General features: G+C 45.7%; 21 protein-coding genes, 1 pseudogene and 1 riboswitch. Of the genes and pseudogenes, 5 read left to right on the plus strand and 17 right to left on the minus strand.

The genetic code is table 11. From position 1 onward, the window contains the following. Positions 1–90: 90 nt before the first annotated feature. On the plus strand, positions 91–1050 hold the full coding sequence (locus tag LC508_RS19215; protein ID WP_225305230.1) for a helix-turn-helix transcriptional regulator: 960 nt from the start codon (positions 91–93) through the stop codon (positions 1048–1050). A 456-nt stretch (positions 1051–1506) separates the two neighbouring features. On the opposite strand, the pseudogene LC508_RS19220 reads toward LC508_RS19215, so the two are convergent. From LC508_RS19220 to LC508_RS19250, 7 genes and pseudogenes are all read right to left on the minus strand, one after another. After that, positions 1507–2718: pseudogene (locus LC508_RS19220) on the minus strand (IS256 family transposase). Positions 2719–3510: 792 nt separating this feature from the next. Then, positions 3511–3999 (minus strand): hypothetical protein, encoded by a 489-nt coding sequence (locus LC508_RS19225; protein ID WP_103731603.1) that lies wholly within the window; start codon positions 3997–3999, stop codon positions 3511–3513. A gap of 25 nt (positions 4000–4024) precedes the next feature. After that, positions 4025–5314 (minus strand): hypothetical protein, encoded by a 1290-nt coding sequence (locus tag LC508_RS19230; RefSeq protein ID WP_103731604.1) that lies wholly within the window; start codon positions 5312–5314, stop codon positions 4025–4027. Positions 5315–5326: 12 nt separating this feature from the next. Then, a complete protein-coding gene (locus LC508_RS19235; protein WP_103731605.1) occupies positions 5327–5911 on the minus strand; it encodes a hypothetical protein in 585 nt (194 codons plus the stop codon). 383 nt (positions 5912–6294) lie between these two features. Further along, positions 6295–6385, minus strand: a riboswitch (cyclic di-GMP riboswitch). A 218-nt stretch (positions 6386–6603) separates the two neighbouring features. Next, positions 6604–7404, minus strand: coding sequence for an ABC transporter permease (locus LC508_RS19240; protein WP_103731606.1), 801 nt, complete (start codon positions 7402–7404; stop codon positions 6604–6606). A 3-nt stretch (positions 7405–7407) separates the two neighbouring features. Then, a complete protein-coding gene (locus LC508_RS19245; RefSeq protein ID WP_103731607.1) occupies positions 7408–8196 on the minus strand; it encodes an ABC transporter permease in 789 nt (262 codons plus the stop codon). Further along, on the minus strand, positions 8193–8990 hold the full coding sequence (locus LC508_RS19250) for an ABC transporter ATP-binding protein (protein WP_225305401.1): 798 nt from the start codon (positions 8988–8990) through the stop codon (positions 8193–8195). The genes LC508_RS19245 and LC508_RS19250 overlap by 4 nt, the downstream gene beginning before the upstream one ends. A gap of 240 nt (positions 8991–9230) precedes the next feature. Here LC508_RS19250 and LC508_RS19255 point away from each other — a divergent pair, with 240 nt between their 5' ends. Then, on the plus strand, positions 9231–10118 hold the full coding sequence (locus LC508_RS19255; protein WP_158588585.1) for an AraC family transcriptional regulator: 888 nt from the start codon (positions 9231–9233) through the stop codon (positions 10116–10118). A 50-nt stretch (positions 10119–10168) separates the two neighbouring features. On the opposite strand, the gene LC508_RS19260 is transcribed toward LC508_RS19255, so the two are convergent. The 5 genes from LC508_RS19260 to LC508_RS19280 form a co-directional block, all read right to left on the minus strand. Next, the gene (locus LC508_RS19260; RefSeq protein WP_033141700.1) at positions 10169–11080 is read right to left on the minus strand and encodes an AraC family transcriptional regulator; all 912 of its coding nucleotides are present in this window, start codon (positions 11078–11080) and stop codon (positions 10169–10171) included. Between the two features lie 112 nt (positions 11081–11192). Next, positions 11193–13484: an alpha-galactosidase gene (locus LC508_RS19265; RefSeq protein WP_103731610.1), complete on the minus strand. Its 2292-nt coding sequence runs from the start codon at positions 13482–13484 to the stop codon at positions 11193–11195. Between the two features lie 107 nt (positions 13485–13591). Then, a complete protein-coding gene (locus LC508_RS19270; RefSeq protein ID WP_033141698.1) occupies positions 13592–14431 on the minus strand; it encodes a carbohydrate ABC transporter permease in 840 nt (279 codons plus the stop codon). A gap of 15 nt (positions 14432–14446) precedes the next feature. After that, positions 14447–15325, minus strand: coding sequence for a carbohydrate ABC transporter permease (locus LC508_RS19275; protein ID WP_033141697.1), 879 nt, complete (start codon positions 15323–15325; stop codon positions 14447–14449). Between the two features lie 114 nt (positions 15326–15439). Continuing rightward, entirely contained in the window at positions 15440–16780 is a 1341-nt protein-coding gene (locus LC508_RS19280; protein WP_033141696.1) for an ABC transporter substrate-binding protein, read from the minus strand. Positions 16781–17220: 440 nt separating this feature from the next. Here LC508_RS19280 and LC508_RS19285 point away from each other — a divergent pair, with 440 nt between their 5' ends. Then, positions 17221–17886 carry a YesL family protein gene (locus LC508_RS19285; RefSeq protein ID WP_103731611.1) on the plus strand — a complete coding sequence of 222 codons (666 nt, stop codon included), beginning with the start codon at positions 17221–17223 and terminating at the stop codon, positions 17884–17886. Positions 17887–17976: 90 nt separating this feature from the next. On the opposite strand, the gene LC508_RS19290 is transcribed toward LC508_RS19285, so the two are convergent. The 5 genes from LC508_RS19290 to LC508_RS19310 form a co-directional block, all read right to left on the minus strand. Continuing rightward, positions 17977–18810, minus strand: coding sequence for a sugar phosphate isomerase/epimerase family protein (locus LC508_RS19290; RefSeq protein ID WP_103731612.1), 834 nt, complete (start codon positions 18808–18810; stop codon positions 17977–17979). A gap of 24 nt (positions 18811–18834) precedes the next feature. Beyond that, positions 18835–19662 carry a carbohydrate ABC transporter permease gene (locus LC508_RS19295; RefSeq protein ID WP_054351579.1) on the minus strand — a complete coding sequence of 276 codons (828 nt, stop codon included), beginning with the start codon at positions 19660–19662 and terminating at the stop codon, positions 18835–18837. After that, complete coding sequence (locus LC508_RS19300) at positions 19662–20552, minus strand: carbohydrate ABC transporter permease (RefSeq protein WP_033141693.1); 891 nt, start codon at positions 20550–20552, stop codon at positions 19662–19664. Before LC508_RS19300 ends, LC508_RS19295 begins: the two co-directional genes overlap by 1 nt. Before the next feature lie 119 nt (positions 20553–20671). Continuing rightward, positions 20672–21955, minus strand: a complete 1284-nt coding sequence (locus tag LC508_RS19305) for an ABC transporter substrate-binding protein (protein WP_103731613.1) — start codon at positions 21953–21955, stop codon at positions 20672–20674. Positions 21956–21987: 32 nt separating this feature from the next. Further along, positions 21988–23013, minus strand: a complete 1026-nt coding sequence (locus LC508_RS19310) for a Gfo/Idh/MocA family protein (protein WP_033141692.1) — start codon at positions 23011–23013, stop codon at positions 21988–21990. A gap of 509 nt (positions 23014–23522) precedes the next feature. Between LC508_RS19310 and LC508_RS19315 the strand changes: the two genes are divergently transcribed. Next, complete coding sequence (locus LC508_RS19315; protein ID WP_052099514.1) at positions 23523–24689, plus strand: ROK family transcriptional regulator; 1167 nt, start codon at positions 23523–23525, stop codon at positions 24687–24689. A 215-nt stretch (positions 24690–24904) separates the two neighbouring features. Then, positions 24905–26101 (plus strand): ROK family transcriptional regulator, encoded by a 1197-nt coding sequence (locus tag LC508_RS19320; RefSeq protein ID WP_103732428.1) that lies wholly within the window; start codon positions 24905–24907, stop codon positions 26099–26101. The last annotated feature ends 17 nt before the right edge of the window (positions 26102–26118 follow it).

Here is a 26118-nt window from a genome sequence, read left to right on the forward strand (position 1 = left end):
GTAAAATACCTCCCGTTTTTCTTGACTCATACTTTACTTGTATTATAATGTAGATATGAAGTGTATTTCTAGGAATATCTTGAAGAATATATGGACGATATTGAGATTTTGGCATTTTACCGGGAAGGGAAAAGGATGCAGATACAGACAAACAGGAATCAGAGGGAAATTAAGGCGCATGGGGACTTTACATTTCCTGTACTGGTGAGTAAAGAGTGTATTACGGACTATGAATTCGGAACATTTTCCTGGCATTGGCATTCGGAGATTGAGATGACACTGGTGGAGGACGGGGAGATGATCTACCAGGTGAACGGAGCGGATTTTCATCTGCAGGAGGGGGACGTGATGTTCGGCAATGCCAATACACTGCACAGCGGGCATATGGTTGAGGGGAAGGACTGCCATTACTGGAGTATTACCTTTGACCCCAAGATTGTGTATGGGTTTGAGAAGAGTCTGATACAGACAAAATACGTGGACCTGGTGGTAAATGGACATGAGTTCTCGGCGCTTTGGTTTGATGGGAGTGAGGAGTGGCATGGGGATATCAGGGAGAAAATGAAGAAGGTCATAGAGCTGGATTTGGAGAGGCCGGATTTTTATGAGATGGAAGTGCAGATGCTGTTGTCGGAGATCTGGCTGGTTTTGCTGCGCCATCAGGGGGCTTTTAATCAGGATGCGGAATCGCTGAATCCTAAGGAGCTGGCAAGGCTTAAGACTATATTGGGGTTTATTCATGAGAATTATGATAAGAAAATCACCCTTACAGATATTGCAGATTCCGTGCATATCTGTAAGAGTGAGTGCTGTCGTTTTTTTAAGAAACATATGAATGAGTCTTTGTTTGATTATCTGCTGCGCTATCGGGTGGAGCAGAGCATTCCTTATCTGCGGGATGAGGAGTATAGTATCACGGATGCGGCGTTTAGTGCGGGGTTTACGGACGCGGGGTATTATTCTCGGGTGTTTCGGAAATGTACCGGGGTTTCGCCGCGGAAATTCCGGAAAGACAGCTATCTTATACCAAACTCTCTGAATTACTCGTGAAATGTAGAACGGCTGCAGACACTTCTATGCGCAAGCAAAACACAGACTAATTGATTGACGTACAGGGATAAATTAGGATAGTTTTTATTAAGACTATGGAGAACAGTTTGTAAATAAATATCATAAATGGAGAGGGCGTAAAAATTTCTGTGTCTATAGGAAATGCTTTTTCCTGATAAGAATCAGATATGTATAGAAATCTTGTCGATAATGGTTTTTTTATCGTGTCGAATTTCTTTTCTAATTATAGTATTGCCAGATCTGCTCAATTTATACTTCTTTTTCTATTTTTTTGCATTACAATTAAGGCATTAGTTTGTATTACTTAAAACGTGGGCGCTGCCCACACCCGGCCTCTGGAATAAGATTGGGGATTCCTGGTAATATTACTAATGCCGAAGGAATAAGGTCGGAACGTTCAGTCCAAGTAAAGCTGCCGTTCCGGCCCTTTTTATTTTAAAGATATTGGGTAAGTCTTTCTCCATAAAGGACAATCAGCTGGTTCAGCACCTGGTCCCAGTTCCGGTATCTCTGGGTCCATTTTTTTATGACATTTTCACTTGCAAGATATAACATTTTCTTCAGTGATACATCACCTGGGAATACACTTTTTGTTTTGGTTACCTTTTGGTACTGACGGTTCAGCCACTCTATGATATTCGTATACATAATGCGCCGGATATCTTCAGAAAATTGAAAGAAGGAATTAACATCTTCCCAGTTGTTTTCCCAGTTACTGATCGCGTAGGGATATTTCTTTCCCCATTTTTCTTTTATATTTTCCAGTTCTGAGAGTGCGGCAGCCTCATTGGAGGCATTGTATACCGCCTTGAAATCAGAAGAAAACTTCTTCAAATCCGTGTAATTCACATATTTAAAAGAATTGCGGAGCATATGGATGACACATCTCTGAATCTCAGCCTGTGGATACACAGCCTGGATGGCTTCTTTGAAGCCTGACAGTCCATCCACACAGAAAAACAACACGTCTTTCACCCCACGGTTCTTCAGGTCATTGAGCATTCCAAGTCAGAACTTGCTGGTTTCATTCGCTCCGACAGTAATGCTGAGAATGTCTTTATATCCCTCGGTTGTCACTCCCAGCACTACATAGGCTGCACGGCTGAGGATCCTGCCGTCTTCCCGTACTTTGTAATGGATGTAGTCCATAAAAACAAAGGGATATATGGGATTCAGCGGACGTGACTGCCATTCCTTAACTTCCGGAAGGATCTTATCCGTTATTTTACTGACCATCTCTGCAGACAACTCAATTCCGTAGAGGTCCTGGAGCTGGTCATGGATATCCCTTGTGCTCATGCCTCGGGCATAAAGGGAAATGACCTTTTCCTCGATGCCGGAGATATCCCGCTGATACTTTGGAACCAGTTTGGGCTCAAAATCCCCATTCCGGTCTCTGGGGACATACACCTGAAATTCCCCATACTGACTTTTGAGTGTTTTGGCAGAATGCCCATTTCTCTTGTTGTTGGTAACTAAATCCCCTTTTTTATTTTTTTCGTATCCAAGAGTGGCATCCAATTCTGCCTCCATAAGTTCTTGAAGGATATCCTTGAAACTTTCTTTTAGTAGTGCATAGACATCCGTAACACTGGTAATGTTGTTTTCTGAAATAATCTGTCGAATTTGTTCCTTTGCTACTGGCATAAAAATACTCCTTTTCGATAAGAATTGTCATATCTTAATTCTTACCAAAAAGGAGCCACTTTTTACCAAAGACACAAATTAATTTACACTACCTAAATGGAAGGTATATCGCTTGCTTGTTTGTTAATCATTCCGAGATCTTAAAGCTGTAGATAACTTCAATGATTTCTTATATCTGCCAGGTAGTCATTCATTTTGCATACATGGAAATAATCTTTTAATCAATATTGGAAGTGTTTTTTTGCCATTTTTTTAACCACTTGCGATCCAAAAGTAAATTTTCGGTCTCACGGCACATCTATCACCAAGGCACCGTAATTGCTGTTTATGCGTTAACGCTTGTATCCATTGTGAAAATAATCCTTGCCTGAATGTTCTGATTTTTCATAATCCTAAATACTTATCCCGTTTAGCTTCCATTATTTCCTTAATGGTTCCACCAAGGCAATTTTTCAGGGAATCTTGAATTTCTTCATATGTTTGAATATCACATTCTCCCGAAAGCTGATAAATTATGTTTCATTTTCCTTCTATTATTTGTACTCTGTGTACTGATTTCTTTTATCTTACCATAATAAAAGGTCCTCTTATGATTATTATTTTATCATAAGAGAACCTTTATTAATTCTATTTTATAGAAAAAGTTTCACACTCTCTCAATCCTTACCCGAAAGAATTTACTTTATATAAAAATAAAATAAGTAAATTTACAATACCCTATTTAACACTAAAGATTTGCACTTAATTTTACTAACAAATACATACAGATTACTATTTACACATTAAATATTTTTATAAATCGCTAGCACCCGTATATTTTATCGTAAAATTAATAGTACCACTATAATGCCCCGCATTCGTTATACTTGCTTCATCAGGAGGTGTTAACTTATATATTTTTGATGTATTACTACTATCAAGTGTGGCTTTTTCTACAGTGTCAAGCGTTGCTTTTATTTCACTACTTGAATTACCTTTATCCACCAAAGTTAATGTATTATCAGTTGTGTCCAACCCTGTTCCACCTAACTCCACCTCCACTTTTTTATCTAATTCCAACATGTAATCTTTTATACCAACAGTAATTTCTTGTATAGTATTACCAGCTGTAATTGACATATCCGCCGGAATTGTTACTGTATATTTTACTGGCTGATCCAATGAAATGGTTAGACTCCCACTGTCAGTTCCTTTACTAATATCTTGAGCCAACACCGGCACACACATCCCAATCGTCATAACCCCTGCCAACCCCATAGCTACTAACCCTTTTTTCTTCATAACCAAATCCTCCTAAATTATAATTTTAATTAATTTCCATTTCAAAATTCTCGACTCTACTCTCATACACCACATGGAACACCAGCACTCCCGAATATTCCCCCGCACACAAATCAATATTATTTTCCGGCAGAATATTCACATCCTGTGCCTCACTCCACCCATCCAGAATCGCCTGATTCTCTTCCGGTGTAATCAAGTTCCCGGCTATCTCCAGCCGGTATTCCCAACTGTTTTCTCCGCAGTACAGTGCGAAGTTCTTCCTGTCTCTGCTCTCAGTTCCTTCCACTGTGACTACAAGCTCTCCATCCTCTTCCGGTATCAATTTCTTAGTCTGAATCGTAAAGCTGTCCGTGTCATCTGTCAGTTTTACCTGTGAAGGAATTTCGACTTCATATACAGGTTCATTTGACGGCAGCGGTTCTTTTTCAGCATCCAGGTCTTCCGGGGTATTCTCCATATCTTCCGTTCCATCTATGGCTTCCCCTTCATCCTTTCCACTGGTATCCGCTGTCTCTTCATCTTCTGCGTCTGTTTCCTCAGAAATATCCTCCTGTCCTTCCGTTTGAGGTGAGGTCACCTCATGGGCCTCTTCATCCATATGGGAAATATTATCCTTCTGGCCCTGATTTGTTATTCCGGACGGTGTATCTTTCTGACTGTCACCGCTTTCTTCTCCTCCGTTCTCATCTTCTTTCTTATTATTTTGTCCGTCTGTTTCCCCGGATTCTTCCGGTTTGGAATCCTTCTGTTCAGGATTTTCACTTTCGGGGTCATCTTCCCCCTGCTGCTCTGAATCCTGGTCTTCCTCCTCCAAATCCTTACTTTCCTGCTGTTCCTCCAGCTCCTGCTGCTTTTTCAGCTCTTCTTCTGCTTTCAGCTTTTCCAGCTCATACTTGCAGGGAACCGCTTCAACTGCAGGCCGGTACGCACATTCCGGACAATGATTTGTAATGCCGTCCCCATCCGTATCCACACACTCATGGTCACATGGTATTTCCGGCACTGCCTCTCTATAGCCACAGAATTCATCGTGATGATGCACTCTGTTGACTTCATCCTTTTCTTCCTCATTTTCTTCCTGAAGACTATCTTCTGTTTCCTCTTCTTCGTCAAAGTCCTGAGGTTCTTCTATATCTGCTGAAATCCAATTTCCGTCCACATCCCGGACAAGCTCCTGTGATACTGCAGGATCTGCTTCCCCGTCTTCATTAAATTGCTCCGCGTCAGCAAAGGCCATCCCTGTATTTCCAACTACAAGTACCGCTGACGTGATAACAGAAATTACAATCCCTCTCCAATTCCTGCTGTCCATGAAACACCACCCTTATCTCACATCGAGCACGGTCTCCATATTTGCTCCGTTCATGGGGGATAAGTCCACAATACTTGCCGTTGTGATTCTCAATTCAGCCGCATATTCCCCTGCATCCAAAGCCTTGCTGAATGTAGCTGTTGTAATCGCCTCCCCGGGAGGCACCTGTTTTGATTCATAAAGCACTTCCCCGCTGTCCTTGAGCACAAGCTGGAATGTAAAATAACAGGGGTTCCCTTCCGGGTTGGAAAATGCCACATCCACATCTGTCTGTCCTGCAGGAATATATATCTTAGGATATCCCGGTAATTCTATATTCTCCGCATTGGGATCGCCTTTCGGGGCCTCCGGGATAGTTCCGTCCCAGTCCCCTGCATTTGGATCAATATCCGCTGATACCTGCTCCTCCTGTGCCTTGTCATTGTCTCCGCCAAACCATCCGAGCTTATACCCCGCTGCACCGGCACCGCCCACTGCTATAACACCTACAAGGGCTCCGATCATGATTTTCTGTCTCAGTACCGCTTTCTGAAGTTTCAGGGCATTATCAGTGACCATCTCACCGGTGCTCTTTGTTTTCTTCTCTTCTTCACTCAATTCTCTCACCTCTGAAATTTTTGGCCGCACGGAATTATATTTTATGTCTTCAGGATGTTTTTGTTATTATAGGTATAATAACAAAGAGAGTATGCCTAGGCATACTCTCGCGCGGTTCCTGATTTTTTTCAGTTTCGGATGTTTGTGCGGCAAACTCCGGCGCTATGCCTGAACTTTGCACAAACCTAAAGGATTCTGCTGCCTCCGGCAGGGGCGTTCTTTCATTTTTTGTACAAAAAGAACATACTTATCCTGTGACAAGTATCTACCGGCTTTTTACCTCGGGATACACTTTTCCCCGAAATAAAAACTGCCTGCAGCAATTTGCAGGCAGAAGCGTATCAAAATAAAGCAAGGTATAAAAATCACCTTACAAAAAATAATACGGCAACTGGCTGTCATAGTCATGCTTGTTAGACCTTAGACCCTTTAGCTTTGTGTCACTGCCTTTCGACAGCTTTACTATTATCGAATATTTATCTTAAACTCACCATACTCCATTTCGTGTTAAATGTCAACATGTATTTACAGAGTACCAAAATTATACTATTTATGCCAAGAATGTGCAAATATGACTTTGCACATCCAGTATGACAAAAATATTTCTTCACAATATATTCGCAATGTTATACCCTGCATTATTTTAATATTTTTAAATTCATCCGCATTCCCCGAAACAATCCTGTCCCATCTCAATTCCCACTACTCTCATACCTCCCAAGCCCCCTCTTAAGCACAATCACAGCCACCCCCGTCATCACCGCACATACAGCCGGCATAACCATCACCCCGGCACGCATCCCGCTCTTTCCCAGCAGATACCCCACCGGATAGTAACTGACAAACGCATACGGAATCAAATACGCGAATATCCCCTGCAGTACAGGCGGATAAATGATCAGCGGATATTTCGCCATCTCCCCAATGGAAATGGCAAAGAAATTCAAACTGTTCTTCCCTCCCTCCATCCAAAATGAGGCACAGCTTGCAATCCAGATCATACACACACGAATCACACAACATTCCACAAGAAACACCGCCAGACAGACAATTTTCCACAAACTCCACCTGATATTACAGTGACTTGCCCCCAGAGCAAACACAGCCGCCGCAATCCCCATCTTATTCAGCCCGTCAAAGTCAATCCTGGCCGTGAGAAGCTGCAGCCCCACGGGAAGCGGCCGCACCAGAAACCGGTCCAGATCGGCCAGATTGATCATCTCCGCAATCTTCCAGGTTCCCTGAAAAAAGAAGTTAATACACCCCTCCGAGAACAACAGAAAACTGTACAAAAGCAGTATCTCCCACAGCTTCCAGCCCCCCACCTCAGGGATATTACTGTAAATGATCCCAAGCACCCCCAGATTACAAACCTGAGAAAACCCGGTAAAAAATACCATCATCAGGAAATCCGTCCTGTACTCAGCCAGGGACTTCATATTCTGCATCTGAATCTGCCCATACATCCTCAGATAATGCCTCCATCTCCTCATCTCTCACCCTCCATACAGGGAAATGACCCCTGATGCTTTCTTCCAAAAAAGTACCCCGAACACCCACAAAATTCCAATCCAAACAGCCTGTACCGCAATCCCCCGAAGACTCTCCTCCATGGAAAAAGTCCCTATAAAAATGCTGCATGGCGTAAACACGATTCCCTGAAAAGGCAGCGCCTCCACAACCCTTCTAAGCCCCCCGGGAAACATCACAAGCGGCAGGATCGCCCCGGAAAAAAAGTTGGTCAGCACCTCCCTGGCCTTAGTCACCCCATAAGAATTATCCGTATAAAAACACAGCAGGGAAAACAAATACTGTATCCCAAACTTTATCCCCATTCCCAAAAACAGGGACACCAAAAACAGCAGCACCCTCTCCAAACGGATTCCCGCCGCGCCGTTCACCGACAGATACAGACACCCGACAAGTATCAGCGTCACCCCGAATTCCATCCCGGCTGTCCCCAGCATCCTGAAAAAAAGCATTCCCCTGTAAGGCACCGGCTTGAGCAGATCAAGAATGATATCCCCCTTTATGATCCTCTTCGCCGTATTCATCTCAAACCCAAAAGAAAAGGAACAGTTACACAAAAAGGCTACAAACACATACTTCCTCATAATTTCCCAGGTATACCCATTTACCACCCCCTGATACCTGAAAATACTCCTCCATACATAATAGAGCACTGCAGCCTGGATAAAATTAGCCAGCATCCCCGTAATAAAATTGCTCCGGTACGCACATCCCTCCAAAAACCCGCACCGCATATAAGCCATGTACTTCTTCATCCGCAGCTCCTCCTGTTAAAAAGCCCGATCACGATATGCTCCAGCGTGGTCCCTTCAGGATACTGTTCAAAAATCTTATCCATCCTGTCATCAAATAAAATCTCCCCCTGCTCCAGAATGATCAAACGCCCGCACAGGGATTCCAGGTCATTCAGGTCATGGCTGGTCAGCAGAATCGTCGTATTCTTCTCCTCATTGATTCTTCGCAGAAACGCATAAATCTTCTGCTTCACCGCCACATCAAGTCCAATGGTAGGCTCATCCAGAAAGAGGATTGGCGGCTCATGCAGAAGTGCCGCCGCCATATCTGCCCGCACCCGCTGCCCCAGCGAGAGCTTCCTGGCCGGCTGCCCCAGAAATGCGTCCAAATCCAGAATCTCCCGGAATTCCCGCATATTTTTTTCGTACCTGTCATCCGGTATCTCATAGATATTTTTCAGCAGCTGAAAAGTCTCGATCACCGGAATATCCCACCAAAGCTGTGTCTTCTGTCCAAATACCACACCGATCTTCTTCGCGTTCTCCATCCTGTCACAAAACGGGTTCTTTCCCATTATGGACACCTCACCCCCGCTGGGCTTCAGAATCCCTGTGAGCATCTTGATCGTGGTGGATTTCCCGGCCCCGTTTGCGCCCAAAAACGCCACACTCTCCCCCTGCGCAATGGAAAAAGACACCCCCTTCACAGCCTCCTTTTTCCCATACCTGGGTTTGATAAGATGGCGGATACTCCCCCGGATTCCCTCCTCCTTTTTGACAGTCCTATACTCCTTTTTCAAATCTCTGACTTCCATCACTTCCAATTTGAGCACTTCCTTTCCCCAGTTTATTACCTGTTTGAAGGATAACAGACCCTCCGCAAAATGGACATATGGTTTTCTAAGAAATACCTGTCAAAATCCAACATCTTCGCCACATCCCCTCGAATTTTACTGCCTCCCGTGATAAAATATCACTATTCAAAGTCCTGCGAAACCCAGCACGAAAGCCGGAGCAGACTATCATCCACAATACAAGAGAAAGGAAGTGCTGTTATGCTCGGAAACAGGGACCTTTTGATCCACCGGACTGCCGTCAGTCTCCTGTCCCTGCAGTTCAACCACTGCGGCATCCAGGAGTGCAGTCCCGGCTATCAGTATGGATTTTATATGAAACCCTACCACCTCATCCATTTTGTCCTGAAAGGCAGCGGCACTCTGGAGACTGAGGGAAGAACCTACAACGTCCGCGCCGGACAGGCTTTCTATATCCCCTCCGGCACTTCCGGGCACTATCAGGCCTCCCGCACAGACCCATGGAAATACACCTGGATCGGTTTTTTCTGCGATTCCCGCAGCCCCTTTGTGGAAATGCTGTTCGGCAAAGACAGGGTTGCGGATATCTGCCTGCCCCCGGATGAACTGGAGCGCCTGATATTATCTATACTCACTGTCACAGATCCCCGGCTGCAGAATGTCAGGTCCTATAGCAGAAATGAGTATCCCGGCGAACAGTTTTTCCCTGTCTCCCAGCCGGAGAAATGTCTGGAAGTGAACAGCCGTATGCTCCACCTGTTCGCACGCCTGATTGAAACACAGGCCTGCCATTGTCCCTCCTCCATCCGGGAAAAAGATTATGCGCAGGATGCCAGGGCCTTTATTGACTCCTGCTACAGCGAGCCCATCAAAATACAGGATGTAGCGGATGTACTCCATATTCATCCCAATTACCTGTGTTCTGTTTTCAAGGCAGCCTATGGGCAGACTCCCAGGGAATATTTAAAAGCGCTGAGAATGGAACGTGCCTCCACCCTGCTTCTCAGAACAGAACAGCCCGTGTCGACCATTGCCGCGTCAGTGGGCTTTTCCAGCCCCTTTCAGTTCTCCGCCATGTTCAAGAAATACTTCGGCCTCTCACCTGCCGCCTATCGAAAAGAGGGATAATAGGGAAAAAGATACCCGCCGGCATCTCTGCCGGCGGATATCTTTTTCCCTTATAAGGGCGCTCCCTCATAATCACCTTTTTTATTTTTGATCACCAGTTCTTCTTCTTCCTCTCTGTAAGCTCTCGGGCTCATTCCATAATGCTGTTTAAATATTTTGGAAAAAGCCAGCTGATCCACATAGCCCACGGAATTGGCAATGGCATTGATCTGCATATCTGTGTTCTTCAGCAGGGACCTTGCTTTTTCCATACGCAGGTTCACCAGATATTCCTGGGGTGAACATCCTATGGCTTTCTTGAAACTGCTTGTCAGATAACTCCGGTTCACACCAATGTAATCCGCAAGCTCATTGATCTTGATCTTCTGGTTATAATTAAAGGAAATATATTCCATTGCATGTTTCACATACACAGAACCGGGATATGGATGCGGACTGCCCGAACCCGGAATATTCTTCCTGTGCTCGTCAATCAGCGCGGAAAAAAACAGCATCAGAAGCCCGTTTCTCCTCAGCTCGTCCGTGTAGGAGAGCTGGTGGGCCTCCAGCATTGCATCAATATATTCATTCAGCACCCCCATACACTCAACCTTATGCACAGGCGTCTTCACTGAAAATCCCGCACCGTTGGCACATTCCTCAGCCTTAAACCCGGTAAAGCCCACCCACATATAAGACCACGGGTCATCCTGGTCAGCCTCATACCATGCCTCCGTGCTGGGCGGAATCAGGAACGCGTCTCCTGCGCTCAGGTTATATTTCTTTTTATATATCTCCAGAGTTCCCTTACCTTCCCTCACAATATGCAATACATAAGAAGTCCTCTTATTCGGCCCGAAACGGTGCCCCGGGTCGCAGTATTCCCAGCCGCAGTAAATAAGACATAGCTCCACAGCTTCCCTCTGCAAATCTTCCAGGCATCTGTATCTGGCCGAACTCGTAAATCCGGTTGTGTGTTTCAACGCAATCCCTCCTTCTGCATGCATAGATGACAATGGACAAACACCATTGCCGCAGTTAAAAAACGGCGGAAATGTCCGGGAACACTACCCTGAACATTCCCGCCGCATCATTCTAGTCAGTTACCTTTTTCAGGGTATAGAGCAGGGATGCAAAATCTCCGCCCTTTTTGTTCAAATCTTCCCTGTCAATCGGTATACCCACCTGCATCAGCTCATCGCCGTATGCGCAGTAGGTTTTCACCATATCTTCATCTGTTCGTAATCCATATATTTTCGCTATATTGTCATCATAAGATGCGGAAGGAGCCAGATCACAGCTCACCTCATACAGTGTATCCGCATCCAGTCCCTGGAGCTTCAGCCTGAGCCAGGATGCATTTACCTTGTTCATTCTCTGGTAGAACGCGGCAACTGCCTGGGATTTATCCCGGGCCACTACCATCCATGCCGTGTCATTTCCCTCAAAAGGACTCAGCAGACGGTAGAAATCGCCGTCCACCTGAATCAGCTCCCTGTATTCCTTCATGAACGCAACCTGCTTTTTCACGCTCTCCAGTTCTGCCTCTGACAGCAGGTTCAGATCCAGTTCATAGCCGAATGTTCCGAAGTACGCCACATTCGCCCTTGTCTCGATGGGCGTCATACGGTGCATCTGATGGTTCGGCACTGCTGACACGTGGGAGCCCATGCTGACAACAGGATATACATAAGAAGTACCGTACTGGATCTTGGTCCTCTCACTGGCATCCGTATCATCACTGGTCCAGGTCTGCGGCGCAAAATACAGCATGCCCGGATCAAACCTGGCTCCGCCGCTGGCACAGGATTCAAACAGGATGTCAGGGAACTCTGTGGTCAGGCGGGTATACAGGTCATACACACCCAAAATGTATTTATGCATCACCTTACCCTGCTGGGAGGCGTCTGCCCCTCTGCTGAAAGGCTCTGTCATATAACGGTTCATATCCCACTTGATGTAGGAGATGGAGGATTCCCGCAGTATCTTAGAGATCATTTCGTAGATATAATCTACCACTTCTTTTCTGGAGAAGTCAAGTACATGCTGATGCCTTGCGTGTGACTCAAAGCGGCCCGGCACACCGATCAGCCAGTCCGGATGTGCCCGGTACAGGTCACTGTCCTTGTTCACCATCTCCAGTTCCACCCAGAGACCAAACTTCAGCCCCAGTTCCTCCACCTTACGTGAAAGACCGGAGATGCCGTCCGGCAGCTTTTCAAGGTTGACGTACCAGTCGCCAAGACCTCTGTAGTCATCATTCCTGGCCCCGAACCATCCATCGTCAAGGACGAACAGCTCCACACCGGCCTCTTTTGCTTTCTTTGCTATGGTTAATATTTTTTCCTCATTAAAATCAAAATATGTGGCTTCCCAGTTGTTGAGCAGGATTGGGCGCGCCTTGTCTCTCCAGGTACCCCTCATGAGACGTTTCCTGTACAGTCTGTGGTATGCCTGGCTCATCTTATTCAGGCCCTGGTCGCTGTATACCATAACCACCTCAGGTGTCTGGAAGCTCTCGCCCTGACCAAGCTCCCACGCAAAATCCTCCGGATTGATACCCAGCATAACCCTTGTCATATCAAACGTGGAGACCTCTGCCTGTGCCAAAAAGTTTCCGCTGTACACCAGACTGAATCCGTAGACCTCACCCTGATTCTCTGTGGTGTGGGGGCGTTTCAGAGCGATGAACGGATTATGTTCCGCGCCGCTGCATGTGCCATTAGACCCATGCACAGACTGGATACCCATATCCAGCCTTCTGTTCTTCACATACCGCTCTCTGGACCATGCACCGGACAGCTGTACCAGCTCATAATCCATATCCAGAAATTCCACACTGGCGCTCATGGCCCGCTCCAGGACAATCTTCTGTGCACCTTTCTGTTCAAAACGGACATTTCGGGTGATCACCGGATAGTCCTCATAGATCGTATAGGAAAGCACCATATCTGTATCTGTCACGTCATCGTGAAGTGTGACTTCCAGCGTCTCTGCCTCATCCTCAGACTCCGTATAGGTAGCCGGAAGAGGCGTGATCGCTTTCTTTCCTCTGTAAATCTCATGAGATACATAGGAAAAGTCCACGATTCTGCTGCCGTTTTCCTGCAGAATCGTGAGAGCAGGGCTTCTGTAGTCGCCGGTTCCATACACCGGATATTCCTGCCTTGTATACTGCATGGATAAAATACCCGGCTCCGGAATGCAAACGGACATCTGGGAGCGCATGGCTTCCTCGTGAAGATAGCTGAAGTCCTCCTTATCGCGGACAGCCTTTCCGTAATACAGATTCTCCAACTGTCCATTTTCCATGATCCTCATGAGATAACTTACTTCTCCATTAAAAATATGAAATTCTTTTGTCTTTTGATGAAATCTAATCGCCATATTCTTCTCCTTTTATTTCGATCCGCGCTCAGTTATTTCATTGAGTGCGGCCGGATTTTAAAAACAGGCCGGCGCAATAACACCTTATTACGCCGGCCTTGATTTTCTTAAAGTTTACCACCGCTGGTTGCAATACCTTCGATGAACTGTTTCTGGAAGATCATATAGAGGACGATCATCGGAATACAGGCAATCAGGGAAGCTGCCATCAGTTCCGGGAATTTTGAAGTATACTGTCCCTGCATTTTTGCAAGTGCGGAAGACAGAACCAGCATATCCTTGTCTGTGTTGACGATCATCGGCCACATCAGGTCTTTGAACGCGAACACTGCCGTAAAGATTCCCAGGGCAACCATGCTGGACCGGGTAAGCGGTGCCATGATATAGAGAAATGTCTGTCCGATATTACATCCATCCAGCCTTGCTGCTTCTTCCAGGTCGTTAGGAAGTCCCATGTAGCCCTGGCGGAGCAGGAAGGTACCGAATGCGGTAACCATACCGGGGAATACCAGTGCGAAAATAGTATTCAGCATTCCCATTTTACTTACCATCAGGTACTGGGGAATGATGAAGATCTGAACCGGAACCATCATCTGCAGAAGTACCAGGGAGAAACAGAAGTCTCTTCCTCTAAAATGCAGACGTCCGAAAGCATAACCTGCCAAAGTAGCTGTCAGTACCGCGCAGATAACACGGAACAGGATCAGAAGCAGTGTATTCTTATACAGGATCAGGAAGTTCATGTTCTCCATAACGGAGGTAAATGCATCTGTTCTCCATACCTTCGGGAAGATGACAAAGGGGTTAACGGATGTTGCCTCTGTCACTGATTTAAACGCTGTGAGAATCATCCATACAAACGGTATCAGCATTGTTATTGATACCAGGATCAAGATTATATGAATGAGGATGTTTATCATTTTGCTTTTTCTTTCCATACTATCCATACTGCATCCCCCTTTCTAGTTGTAGAACACCCATTTTTTCTGCCCTATCATCTGGAACACCGTGATGATCATGGTGATGATCAGAAGCAGGATAACGATAGTTGCGCCATAGCCCATGTTCTTGTTGATGAACGCGTATTTGTAGAACAGGTATACCAGGGACTGGGTCTTTTCCAGAGCCGGGTTGGATTTATCCATTACCATGTACATTAAATCGAATACCTGAAGGGAACCGATGACACGTGTTACAAGAACAAAGAAGATTGTCGGGGATAACAGGGGTACTGTTATATGGAAAAAGCTCTTGATGCCTGTTGCTCCGTCGATTTCTGCCGCCTCATAATAGTCATGGGGAATCTCCTGCAGACCGGATATAAACAGTACCATGTTGTAACCAATGATAGACCATATACCGATGACAGCAATGGAGAATACTGCGATCCTGGGATCAGACACCCATTTTACATTTGTGTGGAACACGTTGTTGAGCAGACCGAAATCTGAGTTGAACAGCCATCTCCAAACCATGGCAACCGCTGCAGGAGCTGCAACCATTGGGAGGAAGATAATAGTACGGTATATACCGCGTCCCTTCATTTTTCTGTTCAGTAAAACTGCCAGAACCAGGGCTATTATGATAGAGAAAGGAACCTCTACAATTGCATATTTAAATGTGTTGATCAGAGACTGCCACACCTCATGGTCTCCGAAAACCTTTGCATAATTATCAAGTCCAACAAAAATATTTCCTTTTCCGAAGTCTCCTGTTTTAAAGAAACTCTGGTATAAAGTCTGGAAAATCGGGATTATATTTAAAACAACCAGTCCAATCACAGTTGGAAGGATAAACAGCCAGCCCCACAAAAACTCGCTGCGTTCCCTGCTGGTTTTCATTTGCTTCTTTGCATTCCCATTACTAGCCACGCCACTCACTCCTTTTCCAAATACAGGCAGATTCTTACGAACCTGCCTGCAGTTTAATCCTCGGTCAATTCAGCTTCTCTTTGATTACTCCTCGGCTAATTTCTCATTCATCTGCTCTGCCATTTCCTTGCAGGCATCTTCCATGCTCTTTTCACCGGTGTATACGCTCTTTAAGATCTCGTTGTCTTCATTTTCCCAGGTAACTGTTGTTTTGGAGTATGGTCTGATAACCATGTCATCCATCATGTTCAGGTATGCCTGTAAATTAAAGTCAGCGGATTTTGCCCATGCATCAGAAGTACCTGTGTATGCGGACATTGTAACGCCAAGTTCAGCCTGTTTTTCCTGAGCTTCTTTGGATCCCAGGTATTCGATGAGCTGCCAAGCTTCGTCTGTGTGCTCGCCGTTTGCTGATGCTGCCCATCCGAGGCCGTTATAGATAGAAGATCTTCTTCCTGTTTTGGCATTCTTCGGAAGTTCTACAACATCACAGTTTGCTGCTGTGTACTCATTGTCACGATATGCTGCCAGCATCCAGGAACCCTGGAATACCATAGCAACTTTGCCTGACTGGAACAGAACATCTTCACCGTTCTCAGACATGGTCTCGATAGAAGGCATAACGCCTGCTTTGATCCACTCTTCCAGCTGCTGCATAGCTTCGATGGTCTTCGGATCATCCCATCCTGATGTTTTCTTGTCATCGCTGATAACCGTTCCGCCGTTATCATAGATCATGTTATAGTAACCAGCCTGGTTGTTATCGTTTCTCAAAGCCATACCATACTGGCTGCCATCCTCTTTTGTCAGCTTCTTAGCTGCTTCTGTCACGTCATCCCATGTCCACTCTGAAGTAGGATATTCAAGGCCTGCTTCGTCGAACATTGCTTTGTTATACCAGAGAGCAATTGTATCTACGTCCTTAGGAACTGCATAATATTTGTCTTCGTATGTATACAGGCCCCAGATATCGGACGGGTAGTTTTCCGGGTCGATCTTATCACTGTCTTTGATCTTGTCGGTCAGATCAAGAAGCATGTCATTGGACATATATCTCTGGCTCTCGTTTGAGTGCATCCAGAATACATCCGGAAGAGAACCACCCTGCGCACCTGCCTCTAACATGGTCCAATACTCGTCCCATTTTACAACGGAGAGTTTTGTCTTGATTCCTGTCTGCTCTGTGAAATCTGCCAGAATCTCTTTGATACCCGGTTCCTGGTTGGTATCCCAGATGGATACGGAAAGTTCTGCGCCGCTGGAGCTGCTGCTTTCTGTCTTTTCGCCGTCAGTTTTCTCACCTTCTGTTTTTGTTTCGGTGTCATCTGTACCTTTGCTGTCTCCGCCGCTGTTTCCTCCACATGCTGCCAGTGAAAGTGCCATTACGCTTGCCAGTGATAATGCTGCTACCTTTCTGAATTTCATACTTGCTCCTCCTTTTGCATTAAAGTTTTCGTCAGAATAACAGTTTTTGCTGTATATCTGAGTGATAGCCTTATTATAGTTGCACATGGAATAATGTTAAATGGTTATATGTTTTTATAATATGTCATAATGTTATATGTTTGTGCTATTTTTATATTTTTCGTTGATTTCATCGGCTTTTCCTTGCAGTTTAATTATTATATATGCTTTGTTTTCCATATACTTTTGGTGGTTTTCGTCACAATGACGGGTCTATTCTCACATATCAAGAATACATTAAGTCTAAAACATATAACATTATTCCATATTTTTTACATTTTTCCTGTTTTTTCTATTATTTCACTCAAAATTACATACCGCAATTGCATTCTTCACCATTTAATGCTAGAATAGCCCTTAGAATCACATCGAAATTGTTCATATCAGAAAGGGCGGGAATTATGAATCTTTTAAACGAAGACAATGTTGTTCACATTTTTCTCAGCAGGATCGGGGACCTGGTGGTGGCCAATCTCCTTTTCATTGTCTGCTGCATCCCCATTGTCACCATAGGGCCGGCCATAACAGCGCTATATCACTGCACGCTTCGTATGGTCAAAGGAAATGACAGCAGCACATCCAAAACATTTTTCCGTGCGTTTAAACAAAATTTCCTCCAGTCTCTGGTAATCTGGCTTGGCATTCTGCTGGCAGGCGTCATATTGATCCTGAACCTTCGCTTTCTTATACAGACACAGGGGGCATCCTCCTACGGCAAAATTCTTCTCTACATGTCAGAGGCACTTATGGGCCTTTTGGTCATTGTGGCGCTCTATATCTTTCCCGTGATTGCCGCTTTTGCCAACACAGCCGGGAAACTGCTGAAAAACGCGTTCCTCTTCGCCTTCATGCATTTTCCGTCTACGCTGGCCATTGCCGTCATTACGATTCTGCCTATGTACATGACCTATCAGGACCTTGAGCTGATGCCGCTTTACGCGTGCTGCTGGTTCTTCTTCGGCTTTGCGCTCACAGCCTACATTGACTCTTTCCTGCTGTACCGTATCTTCCGGCCTTATCTGGAAAAAGAAGAGACGCCCCCGGCAAAAGGGACGCCGCAGAAATGAATCGAAACAAAAAGACACCGCCTTTTTGCAGCAGCGCAGTTCCGTATCTTGTGGAAATCATGCAGCCGTGCAGGCGGTGTCTTTTCTTTTTTATTTCAGCAGTTCATCCAGAACCGCTTTTGCCATAACAATATCTTTTTTCTGTTCCTCACCGGATATCTCACGCTCAATGGTGATATCTCCGGCATATCCGATCTCTTTCAGTTTAGCCACAAACGCGGGGTAGTTTACCTTACCCTGTCCCAGCGGCACTTCTTCTCCCAGCATATGACCGTCTGTAGGATATTTTCCATCCTTGCCATGAATACCCATGACATACTCGCCGAACACCTCCAGAGCATCTACAGGGTTGGCTTTACCGTACATTACCAGGTTTGCAGGGTCCAGGTTAATGCCCACATTGCCTTTGCCCAGTTCTTTCTCAATATCCTGGATAGCTCTTTTCAGCGTAACCGGTGTCTCCTGTCCTGTCTCAAAGAGGAAATTCTGTCCGTTTTCCTTACACTGTTTCACCAGTTCCTTCAGGCATGCAAGAACGCCTGCATAATTGGGGTCATAAGGATTTTCAGGCATATATCCCACATGTGTAGCCACATCCTTTACATGGATCATGGAGGCAAATGTAATGCCCTTCTGCAGCATTTTCACCCTCTCGAAACGAAATGCCTCAGGAACCAGACCCAGGGTAAGCTGACCGTCATAGAAATCCCATACTCTCGGACCTTCCCAGCCGCACCAGAATGCCGTGATATCTACTTTGTGATGCCCAGCAGCTGCATTTACCTTATCTGCAGTCTCCTGATTCATAATTCCCTTATCCCAGCACACAAGCTGGCAGCTCTCCATCCCCATGGAACGCAGCTCCGCGAATTTGGCATCCACATCCGTATCCCGGAAAATCTCTATCAAAACTCCTACTCTCATAAAAAATACCTCTCTTTCTTTTCCTTAACCCTTCACAGCTCCTGCCGTAATCCCCCCCACAATGTGTTTCTGCATGATCACGAAGAAGATCAAACTGGGGATCATGGACATTACGATACCCGGAAGAGCGTGTTCCCAGTCCGCTGTCTGCGCGGAGAACTGCATGTAAAGCGCATTCTGAATGTTCATTGCCTTAGCATTTCCGCCTACGATCAACTGGTTGGTGATGATATCATTCCAGGTTGCCAGAGTATCCAGAACCACAACGGTCGTCAGGATAGGTTTCAGCAGCGGAAGCACGATGTTAAAGTATGTTCTCACCTTGCTGGCTCCGTCGATGCAGGCACACTCCTCCAGCTCGATTGGTACATTTTTTACAAATCCATGGATCATATAAACAGCCAGCGGCATACAGAGTCCTGTACTTACCAGTATATAGCCTATCTTACTTCCTGTCATTCCCATGTTTGCCACCAGTCTTGTCAGGGTGATCATGTAGGACTGGAAGGGCACCATCATCGGGATAATGATCAGGACAAAGCAGACACCTGACAGTTTTCCTTTTGTTCTTGCCAGTTTGTAAGCCGCCATAGGCGCAAGGAGCGCGATGATCAGCACTGTACAGATGGTATACAGAAGGGTGTTGCCGATCAATAACGGGAAATCAAACTTTGTCCATGTCTCTATATACATATTCAGGCTCCAGCTCTTTGGAAGGGCCAGAAATTCCTGCAGCATATCATTATATGGTTTAAATGAGTTGATAAAAATCAGAAGCAGGGGCATCAGCCAGAATATGGAACAAATGAACACAATAATGGAAAGAACGCTGATTTTACTCGCTTTTTTCATTATGCCTCTACCTCCTTACTCTTGGTCACTTTAAGCTGGATCACTGTTACGATCAGTACAAATACCACAAATACAAGGGATTTTGCGGTAGCCATTCCGTACCGATTATTGACAAACGCCTCTTTGTAAATGTTGTACGCCACAGAAATCGTGGAGTTTGCCGGGCCGCCCTTTGTAAATACCATGATCACGTCAAATAACTTGAACGCAAAGGTCAGGGATGTAAGCATACAGATCGATACCGCCGGCATGATCAGGGGCACTGTCACTTTTCTGAGTACCTGGAACTTATTGGCCCCGTCTATCTTGGCAGCCTCAATCAGCTCTTTCGGCACAGCTATGATACCCGCAATATAGTTCACCATATAAAATCCCAGATTCTGCCACACTGTCATGATTACCACGACAAAGAACGCCAGTTTTGCTGTTCCAAGCCAGCTCCAGTTAAACATCTCCCATCCGGTCACCTGATACAGCGCTTCAAATCCCGGACCCAGGATAAATTTCCAGATCAAACTGATGGCAGTCAAACTGATTATGTACGGGATATAATAAAACGCACGTCCCACACTTGAACTCTTCTTCTCTTTCGCCATAACCAGTGCTACCGTAAGAGAGAGCACGTTTACGATCACAACATAGAACACTGAAAATTTTAGTGTAAATGCAGTACTCTTCCAAAACAGTGCATCATTGGTAAATATATTTACAAAGTTCTGAAGTCCCACAAACTCCATATCCTTACTGATTCCATTCCAGTCAAACACAGAATAGTACAGATTCATCAGAAACGGCACATCTGTGGAAAAAAGAACAAATGCCACTGCCGGAAATACAAACAATGCAAAAATCAATAAATCTTTTGTTTTTCCTTTGCCTTTCACTTTCATTCCTCCGAATTTCCCCTTCTAAAGCGGCAGTCCATGCCGTCCGCCTGTTTTAAAAAACGGGGCCGTTGCAGCCGCAACAGCCCCGTCCGGTTATCGTTACCCCGCCGCAGTTTCCAACTTTACTGTACAACCCAGCCGTTCTGGAACTCTTCCGTTACCTGTTCTGCAGTCATGTCGCCTGTCATATAAGCCTGCAGCGCCGGTCCTACAATGTCAGCATATCCATTCGGCTCAATTGTGTGTATCCAACCGTTTGTCTTGCCTTCTTCCACGTATGTGGACGCATCATTAGCAAGAGCACCTTTTACATCCATATCTGTCTTTGCACCCGGTACAGCGCCTACACCGTCACACATCCATTTCTGTCCTTCTTCAGATGTCAGGATATATTCCAGATATTCTTTTGCCAGGTCAAGGTTTTTGGAATCTTTGTTTACAATGTATGTCCAGTTACAGGAGGACAGCAGTGTTACATCGTCTGCATTGTCGCTTACCGGGCAGGGAAGGAATGCCAGGTTCGCATCCGGGTTGAAGGAATCCAGTGTGGACTGGCACCAGTCACCCATATGAATGATAGCTGCCTCGCCGTTTGCAAGCATGTTTTCACATGTCTCCCAGTCAACCTCAAGCGGTTTGTCCGGTCCGTATTTTACAGCCAGATCCAGAAGACGGAATATGTTCTGGAAATTCTTCATATCTTTGAATTTCAGATCTCCGCTGTTCAGTTTCTCCACAACACCCTTGGCATCCAGGGATTTGTCCATCATGAAATGTGTGGAAAGCTGCTGCAGTACCCAGGTCTCTTTTGCAGCGAGAGCAAATGCTGTGATACCTGCTGCGTCCAGCTTTTCACAGGCCGCTTCCAGTTCATCCATAGTCTTGGGAAGCTCTGTGATGCCGGCCTTTTCAAACAGATCTTTGTTGTAGATCAGGCCCATGTTCTCATATGTCCAGGGCAGGGACATAATCTTTCCGTCAGCGTCTTTTCCTGTGTCAAGAGCCGCCTCATTAAATTTATCCAGGACGTCTTTCTCATCTGTCCAGTCGTAAGCATATTCATAGTATTTCTGTGCGGAAGTTCCGGACTCCACGTCAAACACATCCGGAATATCCCCTGAGTTGACACGAGACTGCAGCAGTGTATTGCTATCATTGGCAGCATGCTGTACCTCAATCTTAACTCCGGGATGTGATTCTTCAAACTTTTTCGCCATTTCCGCATACTCATCCAGGCCGTAAGCGTGGGCATCGAATACTTTCAGAGTAATCTCTTCCCCGCTGCCTGCACTGTCCTTGCCGGAATCGCCCTTGGACTCCTCTGTGCTTCCGCCGCCACCGCAGGCTGTCAGGCAGGATGCTGCCAATGCCGCTGTCATCAGAACCGCCAGTGTTTTCTTCATCATAATTTTTTCCTCCTTGAAATATATATTTGTTTTTATTTCCTGTTCACATATTCCTTTGCCCGTCTCCACTCTTCAATTCCCTGACGAACCGATTTGATGCCTTCTTCCAAAGGCGCAACTTCCACTTCTCTGCCGCTTTGGAGACACTCAATGAAATACTTGATCTCTGTGTAGTACGGCCCCAAATTGGATACGTTGATTCCCGCAGAATCATCCTTTACATCGTATTCCCGCTCAAGCTCGGGATACTCCACCGTGCCGTCGTTTTTATAAACTGCCAGAGGTTTCTCATCGCGTCCTCGAAATACTATGCTGGCATCCTCGAAACACGCATGGAAACTTGCTTCAAAAGGAAGCGCTGAACTGATATCCCAGATTCCCTCTGTCACTGCAAATACTTTTCCGAATTCATATGTAGTAAAGATCTGATTGATCATTCCGCTGGAGAATGCCGTTGCCCTCACATCAAAGGAATCCGGTTCTCCCAGCATATATCTGAGAAAATCAAGATCATGCACATGCAGATCCAGTACAACGGAACCGCTTCTGTCCTCTTTGTGGAACCAGTCTTCAAATCCCCATGCGGCGTCACCGCTCACTCTCTGCATGGTAATGGATTTCAGTTCTCCATATCTGCCGGTTTCATAACAGTCTTTCAAATACCGGTATTCATCAAAGGAACGGACCACCTGACCAACCATAACCTGTACGTGGTTCCTCTCCTTGGCATCCAGAAGCTTCTGTGCCTCCTCCTCCGTCAGACATACCGGCTTCTCCACGAACACATTGATCCCTCTGTCCATGGCTGCCACCGCATGTTCTGTGTGGAGATAACTGGGAAGGCAGATATGCACGCTGTCCAATGTCTCCGCTTCCAGAAGTTCCATACCTGTCTTGTACAGTCTGGCATCCGGCCATTGCTCTGCTGCCTTTTCCAGAAATTCAGGTCTGCAGTCCGCCAGAGCTGTTACCTCAACATCCATCTTGGATGACAGTGCTTTCAGCGACAGGTTGTGGGTAGTTCCCATTCCTCCGCATCCTATTAATCCCACTTTCATCTCATCATCCTCTTTTCTTTTTGTTTGTCCAGTGACCTTACTAATAAATTTTAAAATTAAAAGCCTTGTTGCTTTTCAGCTGTTTTTGGCTTTTTACGAATGTAAAATTTATTTATTTGATAGCTATACAATAGCATTTGATGTTGTATATGTCAATATGTTTTTGAATTTTTATTGCTTTGTAATGTAATTTAAGACATATTTAACATTTTATATCAATCTTTTTTGTGCACTTTTCACCTTATATTCATTTATTCCTGCGACATTACAATTTATTTCCACTATTTCCAGGCAAAGTATTCTCCTTACCATCCCCAACCTCCTCTTTTATTCACCATTTTATACAATTTTATCTATCTCAGTCCCTTTTTGTGTAACTTTTCACAAATAATATTGCATATCTCCGCGTTTTATGGTAGCATGCAATTAATAATACCACTTTACAATTAACTCCCAAAGGAGGTGAGCATACGAAACTTCTGACACAACAGGTAATCAAAAACACCAACATGAAGCATCTGTACTCCTCCATATACATTGAGAACGGCATCTCACGTACAGAGCTTGCCAGGCGGACTCATCTAAGCAAGACCACTGTGTCCACACTGGTTGACGAGCTGATCGAGAGGGACTTCATTGCCGACGAAGGTGCCTCCCACTCTGACTGTGTGGGCAGAAAACCCAACTGCCTGAAAGCCCGGACCAACCAGCATTTCGTCATTGTCATAAGCTGGGTAGACAACATTGCCGAGGCACATGTGGTGGACGTGGCAGGCACATCCGTGTACAGTACCAGGCTTACACTGAAAAAAGGGGAGTCTTATATCTCCTTATCCCAGACCTGCGTCTATAAGGACATTTTGTCCAAATACGATCCCCAGCGGATTCTGGGCATTTGTGTGGTGGTATCTGCCATGATAGATGCAGTGCGCAATGAAATATACTCCACTACCCTGAGTCTCGGACCCGGAGGGAGCGGCAATCTGATCCATGATCTGAGCTTTGCTTTCCCTGAATATCCGGTAGCTCTTCTGGAGGACACCGCCTGCTATGCCTACGCCGAAAAAATATATACACAGGTTCGGGAAAAGAACTTTGCTTTTATCAATTTCGGAAGAGGCATCGGTGCCACTATATTTATAGAAGGAAACATGCTGGGCAAGGCCAGCGGTTCTGTCACCCAGTTCGGCCATTATTCCGTCAATCCCAGGGGGCCTTTATGTATATGCGGCAACCATGGCTGTCTGGAGGCCATGTTCTCCGAATCACAGATAAAAGCCCGTCTGGAGGAGTCAGGGAAGACAAGCTGTCTTCTTGGGCGTTCTGCCATCACATTTGAAGATTTAGGAAAGGCAGCACTCTACAAAGACCCTGCTGCCATTCACACTCTGCAGAAAATGTCCCGGGACCTGGCGCTCGCGCTCAGCAACCTGATCTGCATCGTGAACCCCGAGCTGATCATTCTGGGAGGAAAAGGGCAGCACCTGGGCACATTATTTTTGGAGGAGGTGCAGCATTCGCTGAGAGATGTGGGATTCCGAAGAATGGTGGATTTCTCAGGGGTGAGATATTCCCAGCTTCAGAGCGACGCCTACTTAAACGGTGCCATGAAATACTTTTTCGACACTTATTATTCCTTCCTGGAACCCAGGCCGCGTGCTTTTTATATCGGCTGAAATACGCCTGCAGCCTATTTGGGCAGGTTTGCACGCCCCGGAAAAATGAATTTATTTGTGCCTTATGCCTTTTTGTGATATGTTTAAAGTAACGAAATTTTAAGGTCCGCAGTACTGCATCGGACATCTCTGCAGACCGCGGCAATGCACGTAACCAAAAGGGTAACGAATCGTTACTGCGATATCATAACAAAGCAAAGGAAAAGCAGGATATTATGAAACTGGTCAATCAACAATTAATCAAAAATACCAATTTAAAACAATTGTACAATTCCATTTACCAGAATCCGGGCACTTCAAGAGCGCAGCTTTCCAAAGACTCTCATCTGAGCAAAACCGCTGTCTCCTCTCTGGTGGATGAATTAATTGCCCGGAAATTTGTATATGATTCCGGAACAGGCGGAAGCACGACTGTGGGGCGGAAGCCCAACAGCCTGCTTCTCCGCGCAGAGCAATACTATGTGGCAGTCCTCTGTCTGGAGGAGGACAGGCTGAATGCAGCCCTGGTGGATATTACAGGAGTATCTTCCCTGCCCATGCAGATGGAAGCCTCCTCACCGGAAGCCTACATTCCCCTGTGCCGGGATTACATAGAACAGACTGTGCTCACTCGGATTCGGAAGGAACAGCTCCTTGGAATCTGCATCGTTGTTCCCGCCATGATAGATCCGGACAAACGCGAGATCTTCGCCACTACCCTGAATCTTCCCGAAAAAGATTTTGTAGGAGAAATACAGCGGAATTTCTCAGATTTTTCCGTCAACATCCTGAATGATACAGCCTGCTTTGCTTACGCGGAAAAAGTCTACACACAGATTTCGGAAAAGGATTTTGCTTTTATCAATTTCGGCAAAGGAATCGGTGCCACACTCTTTATCCGAAACGAAATGTTGGGACATGCCTGCGCATCTTACACCCAGTTCGGACACTACTCTATTAACCCCAAAGGAAAATTGTGTTCCTGCGGAAACAGGGGATGTCTGGAACTGATGATCGGGGAGGGTTCCTTAAAGGACAGGATCGCCCAGACCGGAAGCAGCCCGGCCTTTAAAAAATCAACTGCTGTCACATACGCTGACCTGGGCCAGGCCAGTGTATATGGGGATGTGGTCTCCCGCAAGGTAATACGGGATATCGCAGATGAATTTTCCTTGGCACTGTGCAATCTGATCTGCATGGTGCACCCAAAGCTGATCATCATCGGAGGAAAAGGGAAGGACCTTGGCCCCGTATTTTTACAGGAGATCCAGGAATGTCTGCGCACCACAGGATTCCGCCGCATGGTAGATTCCGTCAGCGTCCGTTACAGCCTTCTGGATTCCAGCGCCCTGTACAACGGTGCTATGAAGTATTTTTTTGATATTCACTATAATTTTACGCAGGAGATGGACGGATGCTTCTTCATCGGATAAAAATCCGCTGTCTTCTC

This window comes from Blautia parvula, from assembly GCF_020215665.1.
Classification (GTDB): Bacteria; Bacillota; Clostridia; order Lachnospirales; family Lachnospiraceae; genus Blautia; species Blautia celeris.